This window comes from uncultured Clostridium sp. (genome assembly GCF_934754925.1).
Classification (GTDB): Bacteria; Bacillota; Clostridia; order Clostridiales; family Clostridiaceae; genus Clostridium.
This window is the reverse complement of the sequence record NZ_CAKVJA010000008.1, coordinates 40,026-53,381: the sequence shown is the minus strand read 5'-3', so window position 1 is coordinate 53,381 and position 13,356 is coordinate 40,026. Positions and strand designations below refer to the sequence as shown.

13 protein-coding genes, 1 riboswitch and 1 other annotated feature are annotated in these 13,356 nt (G+C 28.2%); of the genes, 7 read left to right on the top strand and 6 right to left on the bottom strand.

The window, feature by feature from the left end:
• Window positions 1–19: 19 nt before the first annotated feature.
• On the top strand, window positions 20–646 hold the full coding sequence (locus Q0G30_RS04840; RefSeq protein WP_294387260.1) for a 3'-5' exonuclease: 627 nt from the start codon (window positions 20–22) through the stop codon (window positions 644–646).
• A gap of 56 nt (window positions 647–702) precedes the next feature.
• Here the strand turns inward: Q0G30_RS04840 and pflA are convergent, their stop codons facing one another.
• The gene (pflA, locus tag Q0G30_RS04835; protein ID WP_294387257.1) at window positions 703–1,416 is read right to left on the bottom strand and encodes a pyruvate formate-lyase-activating protein; all 714 of its coding nucleotides are present in this window, start codon (window positions 1,414–1,416) and stop codon (window positions 703–705) included.
• Window positions 1,417–2,070: 654 nt separating this feature from the next.
• On the opposite strand from pflA, the gene Q0G30_RS04830 reads away from it, so the two are divergent.
• From Q0G30_RS04830 to Q0G30_RS04810, 5 genes are all read left to right on the top strand, one after another.
• Complete coding sequence (locus tag Q0G30_RS04830; protein WP_294387254.1) at window positions 2,071–2,610, top strand: XRE family transcriptional regulator; 540 nt, start codon at window positions 2,071–2,073, stop codon at window positions 2,608–2,610.
• 90 nt (window positions 2,611–2,700) lie between these two features.
• Complete coding sequence (potA, locus tag Q0G30_RS04825) at window positions 2,701–3,753, top strand: spermidine/putrescine ABC transporter ATP-binding protein (RefSeq protein WP_294387251.1); 1,053 nt, start codon at window positions 2,701–2,703, stop codon at window positions 3,751–3,753.
• A complete protein-coding gene (locus Q0G30_RS04820; RefSeq protein ID WP_294387249.1) occupies window positions 3,743–4,570 on the top strand; it encodes an ABC transporter permease in 828 nt (275 codons plus the stop codon). Before potA ends, Q0G30_RS04820 begins: the two co-directional genes overlap by 11 nt.
• Window positions 4,571–4,584: 14 nt before the next feature.
• Complete coding sequence (locus Q0G30_RS04815) at window positions 4,585–5,397, top strand: ABC transporter permease (protein ID WP_294387246.1); 813 nt, start codon at window positions 4,585–4,587, stop codon at window positions 5,395–5,397.
• 1 nt (window position 5,398) lies between these two features.
• Window positions 5,399–6,460: a spermidine/putrescine ABC transporter substrate-binding protein gene (locus Q0G30_RS04810; RefSeq protein ID WP_294387243.1), complete on the top strand. Its 1,062-nt coding sequence runs from the start codon at window positions 5,399–5,401 to the stop codon at window positions 6,458–6,460.
• Window positions 6,461–6,502: 42 nt separating this feature from the next.
• Here Q0G30_RS04810 and ndk read toward each other — a convergent pair whose 3' ends face one another.
• A complete protein-coding gene (ndk, locus tag Q0G30_RS04805; RefSeq protein ID WP_294387240.1) occupies window positions 6,503–6,919 on the bottom strand; it encodes a nucleoside-diphosphate kinase in 417 nt (138 codons plus the stop codon).
• A 107-nt stretch (window positions 6,920–7,026) separates the two neighbouring features.
• Here ndk and Q0G30_RS04800 point away from each other — a divergent pair, with 107 nt between their 5' ends.
• Window positions 7,027–7,299: an acylphosphatase gene (locus tag Q0G30_RS04800; protein WP_294387237.1), complete on the top strand. Its 273-nt coding sequence runs from the start codon at window positions 7,027–7,029 to the stop codon at window positions 7,297–7,299.
• A 251-nt stretch (window positions 7,300–7,550) separates the two neighbouring features.
• Here the strand turns inward: Q0G30_RS04800 and Q0G30_RS04795 are convergent, their stop codons facing one another.
• From Q0G30_RS04795 to Q0G30_RS04780, 4 genes are all read right to left on the bottom strand, one after another.
• Window positions 7,551–8,270, bottom strand: coding sequence for a glycoside hydrolase family 73 protein (locus Q0G30_RS04795; protein WP_294387235.1), 720 nt, complete (start codon window positions 8,268–8,270; stop codon window positions 7,551–7,553).
• Window positions 8,271–8,475: 205 nt separating this feature from the next.
• Window positions 8,476–9,882 carry a sodium:alanine symporter family protein gene (locus Q0G30_RS04790; protein WP_294387232.1) on the bottom strand — a complete coding sequence of 469 codons (1,407 nt, stop codon included), beginning with the start codon at window positions 9,880–9,882 and terminating at the stop codon, window positions 8,476–8,478.
• Between the two features lie 234 nt (window positions 9,883–10,116).
• Window positions 10,117–10,214, bottom strand: a riboswitch (glycine riboswitch).
• 147 nt (window positions 10,215–10,361) lie between these two features.
• Complete coding sequence (gene leuA / locus Q0G30_RS04785) at window positions 10,362–12,035, bottom strand: 2-isopropylmalate synthase (protein WP_294387229.1); 1,674 nt, start codon at window positions 12,033–12,035, stop codon at window positions 10,362–10,364.
• A gap of 86 nt (window positions 12,036–12,121) precedes the next feature.
• Window positions 12,122–12,316, bottom strand: a binding site (T-box leader).
• A gap of 59 nt (window positions 12,317–12,375) precedes the next feature.
• A complete protein-coding gene (locus Q0G30_RS04780) occupies window positions 12,376–13,335 on the bottom strand; it encodes a D-2-hydroxyacid dehydrogenase (protein WP_294387227.1) in 960 nt (319 codons plus the stop codon).
• Window positions 13,336–13,356: the final 21 nt, after the last annotated feature.

Genomic DNA, 13,356 nt, shown 5'->3' with positions numbered 1-13,356 from the left:
TAAATTTTTGGAGGTAAAGATGAAATTATTATTTTTCGATACTGAAACAACTAGTGTACGTCCTGGTCATATATGCCAGTTAAGTTATATAACTGTAGATACATCTACAAAACCACAAACAACTATAGGTAAAAACTTCTTCTTTACAGTTGATGAAATGGATCCTGCCGCTCAAGAAGTTCATGGATTCTCTCTTGAAAAACTTTATGAATTATCTAATGGTTTAGAGTTTTTAGAACAAATTCAAGATTTTATGGGTGATTTTTTTGATGCCGATTTTGTTATTGGGCATAATGTTCAATTTGATGTTAAATTTTTAAAGCATGAAGTTAATTCTTTATATGAAGCTGGAATGATAGATTCAACTTGGGAACCTAAAAAAACATTCTGTACTATGGCATATTATAAAAATATATGTAAAATTCCTTCTCCAAATGGTAACGGAATAAAAAACCCAAAACTTTCTGAAACAATTGAATATTTAGGAATTACTGATGATGCTATTGCTAAAAAAGCTAATGAATTATTCCAAGGTAGTGGAAATTATCATGATGCTAGATTTGATACTGCAGCTGTTTATCTTTTAGTTATTGAAGGTATGAAAAAGAAATTAATAAAACCAGGTTTTTTCTCAAGTCAACTTTAATTTGAACTAATAAAAATAGTAGTAAACTATTTATAAAGTTTACTACTATTTTTATTTTATAAATTAAGCAATTTATATAACTCTTTACATTGATCCTTGTCCATTGCAGGAACACCATCTAATCTATATTTTATTCCCATATTCTCATATTTATTTACACCAAGTAAATGATATGGAAGTAATTCTACTTTTTCAACATTATTTAGAGATTTAATAAATTCTCCTAATGAAGTTATATACTCTTCACTATCTGTCATTCCTGGAACCACAACTTGTCTTATCCATATTTTTGTATCACACTTCTTACATGCTTCTAAGAACTTTAAACTTTCATCTATTTTTATTCCTGTCATTTCTTTATATCCTTCTGCTGTAAGATGTTTAACATCAAAAAGAACTAAATCTGTATATTTTAATATTTCTTCATAATTTCCAAAACCTACTCCAGATGTATCTAATGTAGTATGTATTCCCTTTTCCTTACAAAGTCTTAAGCATTCTTTTAAAAATTCTGGTTGTCTTAATGGGTCACCACCTGAGAAAGTAACTCCCCCTCCAGATCTTTCAAAGTAACTTCTAAATCTAGCAATTTTATTTACTAATTCTTCAGGAGTAAATTCTAATGCTTCTTCTCCCTTATCACTCCATGTGTCTGGATTATGACAATATTGGCATCTTAGTGCACATCCTTGCATAAATACTACAACTCTAATACCAGGACCATCTACTAATCCCATTGTTTCTATCGAATGTATCGTTCCTTTTAACATATTTGCTCCTCCATATTGTTCTAAGTTTATGTTAAATATTCTTTAAATTTATCGAATAATTAAATAAAGGTAGATTTTTTTTAAAATTATTTTTATGTTTCCAACAAAGATTATTATACACCGTAATTTTAAATTTGTTAATAGCTTCGTGTAATCATTATCTATTCATAATAATTATTATTTAACTTAATATTAAAAATAATATTTTAATCGTTAAATTTTACTGATTCATAGTTTTTATAATTATATTTAAAATAAATTTATATAATTTTATATTTAATAATTTTATATGTATTTTTTTCTGTTGTTTACCAATTATAAATTTATATAGAAATTTTTATTTTAAAGTAATAAGAAAATTTATATATATACTTTGCTATTACCCTTTAAATTAGGTGTTCTTATTTTTTTTATAATTTAGACCATTCTTAGCTATACTAAACTTTTAATGTATAAATGTTAAACTTTTTTTATTGCTTTTTCTTCAAACCCTTTATTTATAAGGTTATATAGAGAATTTTTATTTAAATATTTTATTTAAAAATATTGATTTTTTACTTACAAGTCTATATAATAACATTGTTTGTTTAGTAATTTTAAACCATTAGTTTAGTAATAGTTATTATTAGACTAGTTGAAAGGCAAGGTGAAATTGTGCAAATTGGTGACAAAATAAAACGAATGAGAATTGAAAAAGGACTAACACAAGAAGAACTTGCTAATAGATGTGAATTATCTAAAGGTTTTATATCTCAAGTTGAAAATGATTTGACTTCACCTTCTATTGCTACACTAATAGATATTCTTGAAATACTAGGGACAAACCTAAAAGAATTCTTTAGTGATGATAAGGATGAAAAAATAACTTATAAATATGAAGATATGTTTGAAACCGAAAATCATGATTTAAAATATAAATTAATGTGGTTAGTTCCAAATGCACAAAAAAATGAAATGGAACCTATAATGATAACATTAGATCCTGGTGGAAAATATACAGAAGAAGAACCCCATGAAGGTGAAGAATTTGGCTACGTTCTATCGGGAACAATAACCTTACACCTTGGAGATAAATCTTATAAAGTGAAAAAAAATGAAAGCTTTTATTTTAAACCAAGATCAAATCATTATATAAGCAATAGTGGAAAGACACCAGCTAAAGTTATTTGGATTTCTACTCCACCATCATTTTAAGTGATATTCTAAATTTTCAATTTAGCTAATAGAACTTGCTCAATTGGCTAACTATAGAAAGTATTAATATTAAAGAAAGAGGTGTTTTTTTTGAGTCAAAATATTATCGAAATACAAGGTGTTTCTAAAGTCTATGGTGATAATACAGTTTTAGATAACCTTTCATTAAATATACGCAAAAATGAATTTTTAACCTTACTTGGTCCTAGTGGATGTGGTAAAACAACTACTCTAAAAATAATAGCAGGATTTGAAACTGCTGATAGTGGAAAAGTGGTCTTCGATGGAAATGATATATCTGACTTACCTCCTTATAAAAGACAATTAAATACAGTGTTCCAAAAGTATGCATTATTTCCTCATATGAATATATATGAAAATATTGCATTTGGATTAAAGATAAAAAAACTTCCTAAAGAAGAAATTGATAAAAAAGTCCATGAAATGCTAAAAATGGTTGCTCTTGAAGGCTTTGAAAAGAGATCTGTTGAATCATTAAGTGGTGGGCAACAACAAAGAGTTGCAATTGCTAGAGCATTAGTAAATGAACCACAAGTTCTTCTACTTGATGAACCACTTGGTGCATTAGATTTAAAACTTAGAAAAGAAATGCAATTAGAACTTAAGAAAATTCAAAAGAGACTTGGAATAACATTTATATTTGTAACTCATGACCAAGAAGAAGCCTTAACAATGTCAGATACCATTGTTGTAATGAACAAAGGAAAAATTCAACAAATGGGTTCACCAGAAGATATATATAATGAGCCTGCTAATGCTTTTGTTGCAGACTTTATTGGAGAAAGTAATATATTAAATGGAGTTATGTTAGAAGATTACAAAGTTAAATTCTCTAATAATATTTTTTCTTGTGTAGATAGTGGATTTACTAAAAATGAACCTATAGACGTTGTAATAAGACCAGAAGATATTGAAATTACAACTCCAGATAAAGGAATGTTAACTGGAAAAGTTAATTTAGTAACCTTTAAAGGTGTTCATTATGAAATAGAAGTAGAAGCTGAAAATAATAAGTGGATAGTACATAATATAAAGAGTGCAAGTGTTGGTAATACTGTAGGATTAATAATAGATCCTGAGGCAATTCATATAATGAGAAAGGTTGAAGCTAATGAAAAATAAAAATAATCAAGGTCTACTCCCAGCATCACCTTATATTATTTGGAGCGCTCTTTTTATTGTTATTCCACTTTTAATCGTAGTTTTCTTTAGTTTTACAATAAAATCTGGAGATAACTATAGCTTTTCTCTTGAAAATTTTAAAAGATTAATTGATCCTAATTATCTAAAAGTATTTTGGAGAAGTTTGCTTTTAGCTGCTGAAGCTACAATAGGCTGTCTTATACTTGGATATCCTGTTGCATATTTAATTTCTAAAATGAGAGAAGGAAAAAGAAATGTATTAATTATGCTTTTTATCGTTCCAATGTGGATGAACTTCTTACTTAGAACTTATGCTTGGCTTCCTATCTTAGGTAAAAACGGACTTATTAATAACCTTCTAGTTACTTTAGGATTTTCTCGTATTGATATTCTTTATAATGATTTTGCAGTACTTTTAGGTATGATATACAACTTTTTACCATTTATGATATTACCTATATATACTGTTCTTACAAAAATGGATAAAGATTTAATTAATGCTGCTGCAGATTTAGGTGCAGATAGAAAGAAAATATTTACTAAAATAATTATACCTTTAAGTATGCCTGGTGTTATTTCAGGAATTACAATGGTATTTATGCCTGCTGTTTCTACATTTGTTATTTCTAGAATACTAGGTGGCGGTCAATATATGTTACTTGGTAATTTAATTGAAACACAATATACAACAATGGGCGACTGGAATTTTGGTTCTGCTATTGCAATATTTATGATGATAATAATATTAATTTCAATGGCCTTCATGAATAAATTTGAAGGTACAGACGATAAATAAGCAGGAGGTATACTATGATAAGAAAACTTGAATCTTTCATTAAAAGATTTTATTTAATTTTAATTTTTATATTTCTTTATACACCAATAGTTACTTTAATGGTATTCTCCTTTAATGATTCAAAATCAATGGGAAAATGGAGTGGCTTTACTTTAAGATGGTATACCCAACTTTTCCAAAATGCCAGAATAATGGAGGCATTAAAGTACACAATAATAATAGCCGTTATTTCATCTATCGTTGCTACAGTAATAGGTACATTTGCAGCAATAGGTATTCATAGAATGAAAGGACTACCTAAAAAAACTTTATTAAATATAAATAATCTACCTGTATTAAACCCTGATATTGTTACAGGTATATCTATAATGAGTTTATTTATATTCCTATTTCCTTTACTGAATAAAATAGGAATAAATGCCCAATTTGGCTTTACTACAATGCTTTTAGCTCATATTACATTCAATATTCCATATGTTGTATTATCAGTATTGCCTAAATTAAAACAATTACCTTCTAATATAACTGAAGCAGCCTTAGATTTAGGTGCCACACCAGGATATGCTATGAGAAAAATAATTTTACCTCAAATAAAGCCTGGTATAGTTGCTGGTTTATTAATGGCTTTTACAATGTCAATTGATGACTTTGTAATTAGTTTCTTTACGACAGGTCCTGGAGTAACTAATCTTTCTATTGAAATTTACTCTATGGCTAGAAAGGGAATTAACCCTTCAATTAACGCATTATCTACTTTAATGTTTATAACAGTATTAATTTTATTATTAATTGTAAATAGAAAAGAATTTACTTCAAGGGGTGAATAAATTGAAAAGATTTAAAAAATTATCAGCATTAATTGCATCAACTTTATTAACAACTTCTCTTTTTGTTGGTTGCGGAAACAGTAATGTTGGAGAAAATGGAACAATAAACTTCTTTAACGTTGGTGATTATATTGATGAAGCTCTTATTAGAAAATTTGAAAAAGAAACAGGAATAAAAGTTAACTATTCAACTTATGATACTAACGAAATAATGTATCAAAAAGTTAAAACTAATCCTGGCACTTATGATCTAGTTGTACCATCTGATTATATGATTGAAAAAATGATTGAAGAAGATTTATTAGAAAAAATAGACTTTAATAATATTCCTAATTATCAATATATAGGAGAAAATTATAAAGATTTATCTTACGATCCTAGTAATGAATATTCTGTACCTTATATGTGGGGAACTATAGGTATAATTTATGATAGTTCAAGAATTACAGAACCTGTAACTAGCTGGGATATACTTTGGGATTCTAAATATAAGGATGAAGTTTATATGTTTAACTCTCTTAGAGATTCTTTAGCTATTGCTTTAATAAAAGCTGGATACTCTATAAATTCTACAAATCCTAGTGAAATAGAGGCTGCTAAAGAAGAGTTATTAAATCAAAGAAAATTAACTAATCCAGTTTACGTTGTTGATGAAGTTAAAGATAATATGATTTCAGGCGAAAAAATGCTTGCTACAGTTTGGTCTGGTGATGCAATTTATATAATGAATGAAAACCCTGACATGAAATACGTTATACCTGAAGAAGGATCTAATAAATGGGTAGATGCATTATGTATTCCAAAGGATGCACCTAATAAAGCTGGTGCTGAAGCTTTCATAAACTTCTTATGTGATCCTGAAAATGCTAAAGAAAATGTAGACTATATTGGATACTCTACACCTAATACTGCAGCTTATGATTTACTTGATGAAGAAACTAAAAATAATCCTGCTGCATATCCATCAGAAGAAACATTATCAAAATGTGTTTTATTTACAGATTTAGATCCTGAAACATTAAAGCTATATGAAGCTGCTTTTACAGAAGTGCTTTCTCAATAAAAAATAATGCAGAAACTTAATAATAGTTTCTGCATTATTTTTTTATTTTTTATAATTTAAATTAGGAAACCATATTTTTATTTCTCTTTCAGAACTTTCAATAGAATCTGATGCATGTACACAATTTTCCGTGATTCCCTTAGCATACTTTTTTCTTATAGTACCCTCTTTTTGTTCCTTAGGATTGGTAGATCCATTTATCTTCCTAACTTTATCAATACAGTCCTTTCCTTCTAATATTAATGCACATAATGGACTTCTTGTAATAAATTCTATTAATGAATTATAAAAGCTCTTTCCGTAATGTTCTTTATAATGCTCTTCTGCTACTTTTCTTTCTGCCTTTTCCATTCTTAATGCAACAACCTTTAATCCAGCATCTTCATAAAAGCTTATTATCTTTCCAATTATATTTTGCTCTACTGCATCAGGCTTAATTAATACTAATGTTTTTTCCATACTTCCCCCAAACTTTATTATTTAATTAATAACATTATATGATGTATTTACTATTTTTATATGTGATATAATTCTAAATATATATTTTTTTATAAAAGGAGGAACTTATGATTAGATACTATATAATTGTTGATGGTCGTGTACAAGGCGTTGGGTTTAGATTTTTCTGTACAATGAATGCTCGTACATTAGACTTAACTGGTTGGGTTAGAAATATGGATAATGGTATGGTAGAAATGGAAGTTCAGGGTGAAGAAAATTCTATTGAAAAATTTATTAAAAACATAAAAAAAGGTAATCGCTTTATTAGAGTTGATGAACTTTATCAAAAGAAAATAGAAATACTCCCTCAAGAACGTACCTTTACAGAACGCTACTGAAAAATATTGCGCATCAAAGCGTTAATGCCATGATGACGAAAATTAATGATATTCTCTCCAGAAATTAGTGTAATTTTCGTTAAGAATTTAATCTTTGTGGAATTGAACTTGCGTAAAGAAGTTGTATTGAAGCGTCAGCGGCTTTTACAACTTTAGCAAGTTCAATGGAACAAAGATATAAATTCTAGGCGAAAATTTCACCGTTCCCGGAAAATAAATATTTCATTTTTCCCTTCCATGTAGTGTGCAATTTAGTCATATTGCATTAGGTTATATTTTTCTATAAGTGCTATTAGCTTATCAGCATATATTGGTTCTCCATTTTCATTTTTAACTGTACTGTATCCAGCATCTTCTAATGCCTGTGCTTGTGCTTTATAGTCCTTTCTATTAAATAGTCCATATTCAGCATACCTTGAATTTTCATATAAAAATTTCCCATGATCCTCAATTGATTCATTAATATTTTCGTATTTTCTAAAGTTAGCTATTGTAGAATCATTATAATTTTCACTTGTTGTTATTGTGGCAACTGCTCCATTCCACCTAGTATCTGCCTTTATTCCAAATAAATTATTATGTGTAACTGCTAACTCTGAACTTCCCCATCCTGATTCTAATATTGCTTGAGCCATAGTTATTGATGGTAATATTCCATATTTATTATAATTACTGATAGCTCCATCTGATATAGTTTTTATAAATTCCATCTTATCACTATCTATATATGTATTAGAATATACTTCTTGATTAATAGCCTCTTCTATTATATTTTCTTCTTGCTTATTTTCCACAACTGCTACTTCTTGTAAATCACTTCCTTCTTGTGAAATATTACTTCTTAAGTTTAAAACCATTATATATAATATAAGAATTGTAAATATACTAACTACACATATTTTTTCCAACTTTATTTTTTTATCTCTTTTAGTATAGCTTCTTAATCCATAATATTTAATATTTTTTTTCATTTTCAACTCTCCTATAAATTTAAAAATACACCTTTTATTCTTAAAGTAATATTCTTTATATACTTTTTTTAATTATTTTGCCTTTATATATATTTTTTTATTACATTTAATAATATGAATTTATTAAATGTTTATTACTAATTTAAATTTTACAACTTAAAAGGATCTATATATACTCTAATAATATATATAGACCCCTTATTATCTAATTAGCTTTTAACTTATTATCTTTATCTATCTTACTTTTCCTCTTTAACTTTTCAAAAAATTCATTAGTTTCATTTATAACTACATTTCTTAATGCTATTAAACCAATTAAATTAGGTATTGCCATTAATCCATTTACTATATCAGCTATTATAAATACTAAATCTAATGATAGGAAAGGTCCTACCCCTACAAATGCTATAAATACAATTTTATATAACATTATTCCTTTAACACCTACTAAATATTCAGTACACCTTTCACCATAATAGTTCCATCCTATAATAGTAGTAAATGCAAAAAATATTAATCCTATATTTACTATATACTTTCCTATTGCTGCAAAAGGTAAACCTTGTTCAAAGGCTGCTGTTGTCATCGCAGCTCCCTCAAGTCCACCACTAAAGCTTCTAGTTAAAACTATAGCTAAACCAGTCATTGTACAAATTATTATTGTATCTATAAATGTTCCTGTCATTGAAATTAGTCCTTGTTTAACTGGAGATTTAGTTTTAGCCGCTGCGGCTGCTATTGGAGCACTTCCTAAACCAGCTTCATTTGAAAATACTCCTCTTCCTATTCCTCTTTTAATAGTCATTGATAGAGTTATACCAACTGCACCCCCTAATGCTGCCTTAGGATTTACTGCACTATTAAGTATTAATATTATAGCTCCTGGTATAGATTTAAAATTAAATATTAATACCATTAATGCTCCTAATATATACATAATTGCCATTGATGGCACTATTTTTTCTGCTACTTTTGATATTCTCTTTATGCCGCCTAATGTAATTAATGATACTAAAATAGTAATAACTACTGCACTAATCCATAATGGTACATTAAATGTTAATTTAGCTGCTGATGCTATAGAATTTACTTGTCCAAATGTTCCTATCCCAAAAAGAGCTACTCCAACGCCAAAAATAGCAAATATTTTAGCTAATAACTTACTTCCTACACCCTTTTCTATATAATACATAGGACCACCAGACATTTGTCCATTTTCATCCACCTCTCTATACTTAATTGCTAGAACTCCTTCAGCATATTTAGTAGCCATTCCAAAAAACGCTGCTATCCACATCCATAAAAGTGCTCCTGGACCGCCTGATGCTATTGCAGTCGCAACTCCAACAATATTACCAGTACCTATAGTTGCTGATAATGCAGTACAAAGTGCTGCAAAACTTGATACATCACCTTTTGCATCATCATCATATTCCTCATCATCTTTTAAAAATAAATATTTAATAGCTAATGGCAACTTAAATATTTGTAATAATTTTAATTTAAAAGTAAAATAAACTCCTGTTCCAATCAATAATATAAGTAGAGGTGGCCCCCATACTATACCATTAATCTTATTTAATAATTGTTCAATTATTTTAAAAAACTCCATAAAAAAATCCTCCTTAAAAATAAATTTATAGGAGGAGATTAAAAGTAATTATATGATAAAAATCATCTAAATTTATTAACTAAATTGAGAAAAAAATTAAAAATTAAAATAAATTTACAACTTATTTTTTCTAGCTAAATGGCTTTCTGCTTATAAATGCTACTCTTAATTTTTAATTAAAAATACTTCTCTGCAATATTATTAATTATTCATTTTAATTTTTACTATAAATCACTTTTATCCCCTGTCCTTTTACCTGAGAGTTTCAATTTAACTTAAATTAAACCTTGCTCCTTCGGTGCTCTAATATGAGTCTCTCCAGAGGCTCGTCCAGTAACGGTCCTAATACCTGAAAGATTTACTTCTTCGGTGGATTTAAATCGCTCTCCCATTACCTTCATCCGAACATATTAAATTATAAAGTCATTATATACATTAAATAGAATTAAATCAATATATTTTTTACATTTTATCTGAATCTAAGAATCCAGCTTATACAATCTATTTATTGCACTAATTATAGATTTTATAGATGCACGTGTTATATTACTATCAACTCCAACACCAAATGTTTTCTTATCTATATCATTTCTCTTCATATATACATAGGCTGCAGCTTCTGCTTCTGACCCTTTACTTAACGCATGTTCCTTATAATCCATAATAGATATATCTATTAAATTACTATTATATAAAGCTCTACCTAATGAATCTATAGGGCCATTACCACTTCCCTCTATGTCCATTTCTACATTATTATATTTAATTCTTGCTTTAATCTTTGTGGTTTCATTGCTTCCATGATCTATATCAGATATGGACATATTTATTAATTTAAATGGTTCATCCAAATCTAAATACTCCTTTCTAAATGCTTTTAGAATTTCATCTGGCTGAACCTCTCCTTTAGCTTCTGAAATTTTTTGTACTATCTCCGCAAATTCTTGTTGCATTTCCTTTGGCAACTTATATCCAAAACAATGATCCATTACAAAAGCTACGCCACCTTTTCCTGATTGGCTATTTATTCTTACTAAAGGTTCATATTCTCTTCCTAAATCGTTTGGATCAACAGGTAAATAAGGTACTTCCCACAACTTAGAGCCTCTTTCTTCATACTTCTTCATTCCCTTATTTATAGCATCTTGATGTGATCCTGAAAATGCTGTAAATACTAGATCCCCAGCATATGGATGTCTTACATGAACAGGTATTTTGACACATCTCTCATATATTTCAATTATTTCATTTATATTCCCAATATTCAGCATAGGGTTGATTCCATGAGAAAACATATTATATGCAACAGTAAGTAAATCTACATTTCCAGTTCTTTCTCCATTTCCAAATAGAGTCCCTTCTACTCTGTCAGCTCCTGCTAAAAGTGCTAGCTCTGCATCTGCTACACCTGTACCCCTGTCATTATGAGGATGAACACTTACTATAATTCGCTTTCTATCTTTAAAGTTTTTACACATATACTCTACTTGATCAGCAAAAACATTTGGCGTATCCATTTGAACTGTTGATGGAAGATTTATTATTATTTTATTATTCTGTGATGCTCCCCAAACATCCGCAACCGCATCACATACTTCAAGAGCATATTCTACTTCTGTACCTGTAAAACTTTCTGGTGAATATTCTAAAAATACTTTTCCTTCAAAATCTGAAGCACATTTCTTTACAAGTTCTGTACCTTTTATAGCAATTTTCTTTATTTCCTCTTTGCTCATATTAAAAACAACATCCCTCTGTAGTACAGATGTAGAATTATATATATGAACTATAGCTTGTTTAGCTCCCTTTAGTGATTCAAATGTCTTTTCTATTAAATGTGGTCTAGCTTGTGTTAATACTTGAACTACTACATCATCCGGTATAAGTTTTTCATCAATTAATCTTCTTAAAAAATCATATTCTATTTGTGATGCTGATGGAAAACCAACTTCTATTTCCTTAAACCCCAATTTAACTAGTAAATTAAAAAATTCTATCTTCTCATCTATATTCATTGGATTTATAAGTGCTTGATTTCCATCTCTTAAATCTACACTACACCATATTGGCGCTTTTTTAATATTGTTATTTGGCCAAGTTCTTTCCTTAAAATTTATAGTTTCAAATCTTCTATACTTATTATAATTTAACATTTATAAAAGCCCCCTTTAAATTTAAATATAATAGATTTGCACTGAATCATTTAAAACTAAGCAAAAAAAGCACAAACCACCCCTTATATTGGAGCGTGTTTGCGCGGTACCATCCAAAATTTCACTTAATTAAAATAACGGTATTATTCCGATAAAGACTACTAATATTTCATCTTTATAGCTCATGAGCGAGTTCAAAAACATTAATTTATAGACTCACAGCATACGTCTACTCTCTGAAAAATTACTTATTTTCTACTACTCTCAATCTTTGCTTGTTTTATGACTTTTTTATAATATTACTATAAAAGTATATTTCTGTCAATAATTATTCTTCATTTTATTTATCTACTCTATTTCTAACTTTACCATTATAAAATGCCCTTATATTTTCTATAACCTCATTAAATAATCTTTCTCTAGCTTCTATACTTGCCCAAGCTATATGTGGAGACAATATTATTCTATCCTTATTTTTCATTGTTAAGAGGGCACTATTTATCTTTATTGGCTCTACTTCGAACACATCTAAAGCAGCACCTCTAATTTTCTCTTCATCAATAGCTCTTGCTAAATCTTCTTCAATAATAATAGGTCCTCTTCCCATATTAACTATAATTGCTGAATGCTTCATTTTACATAAAGCTTTATAATCTATCAAACCTAAAGTATTTTTACTTAATGGTGCATGTATAGATATAATATCACTATTATTTAATAGTTCCTCAAAAGATACTCTATTAAATTCATCATTAAAATTATTACCTGTTGTAGAATAATATACTACTTTAGCTCCAAAAGCTTCTGCAATTTTAGCTACTCTTTTACCAATATTTCCAAGGCCTATTATTCCCCAAGTTTTACCTTCAATCTCATAATAAGGCTTATTTAAACATGTAAATAAACCTGATTTTGAATACTCTCCACTTTTAACATAATTATCATAGTAAGTAATTTCATCTAATAAAGCTAAAGCTGATGCAAATGTATGTTGAACTACTGCATTAGTAGAATATCCAGCAACATTAGCTACTCCTATTCCCCTCTCTTTAGCATACTCTATATCTATATTATTAAATCCAGTAGCTACTTCTGCTATAAATTCTAAATTATTTGCATCACTTAAATTTTCTCTATTTAAAATTACTTTGTTTGTTAGTATTATATTAGCTTCTCTTATTCTTTCCTTTACCTCACTAATATCAGTAGTATCATAATATTTAATTTCTCCAAATTCACTTAACTTTTCTAAACTTACATCACCCAATGTTTTACCGTCTAATATTACTATTTTTTTCATTTATAACTTCCTCTCTTCACT

Excerpts from the sequence above, each read along its gene's own strand:
- Q0G30_RS04840 (WP_294387260.1), top strand. The coding sequence starts at position 20 with ATGAAATTATTATTTTTCGATACTGAAACAACTAGTGTACGTCCTGGT.
- pflA (WP_294387257.1), bottom strand. The coding sequence starts at position 1,416 with ATGTTAAAAGGAACGATACATTCGATAGAAACAATGGGATTAGTAGAT.
- Q0G30_RS04820 (WP_294387249.1), top strand. The coding sequence starts at position 3,743 with ATGAAAAATAAAAATAATCAAGGTCTACTCCCAGCATCACCTTATATT.
- Q0G30_RS04815 (WP_294387246.1), top strand. The coding sequence starts at position 4,585 with ATGATAAGAAAACTTGAATCTTTCATTAAAAGATTTTATTTAATTTTA.
- ndk (WP_294387240.1), bottom strand. The coding sequence starts at position 6,919 with ATGGAAAAAACATTAGTATTAATTAAGCCTGATGCAGTAGAGCAAAAT.
- Q0G30_RS04800 (WP_294387237.1), top strand. The coding sequence starts at position 7,027 with ATGATTAGATACTATATAATTGTTGATGGTCGTGTACAAGGCGTTGGG.
- Q0G30_RS04795 (WP_294387235.1), bottom strand. The coding sequence starts at position 8,270 with ATGAAAAAAAATATTAAATATTATGGATTAAGAAGCTATACTAAAAGA.
- Q0G30_RS04790 (WP_294387232.1), bottom strand. The coding sequence starts at position 9,882 with ATGGAGTTTTTTAAAATAATTGAACAATTATTAAATAAGATTAATGGT.
- leuA (WP_294387229.1), bottom strand. The coding sequence starts at position 12,035 with ATGTTAAATTATAATAAGTATAGAAGATTTGAAACTATAAATTTTAAG.
- Q0G30_RS04780 (WP_294387227.1), bottom strand. The coding sequence starts at position 13,335 with ATGAAAAAAATAGTAATATTAGACGGTAAAACATTGGGTGATGTAAGT.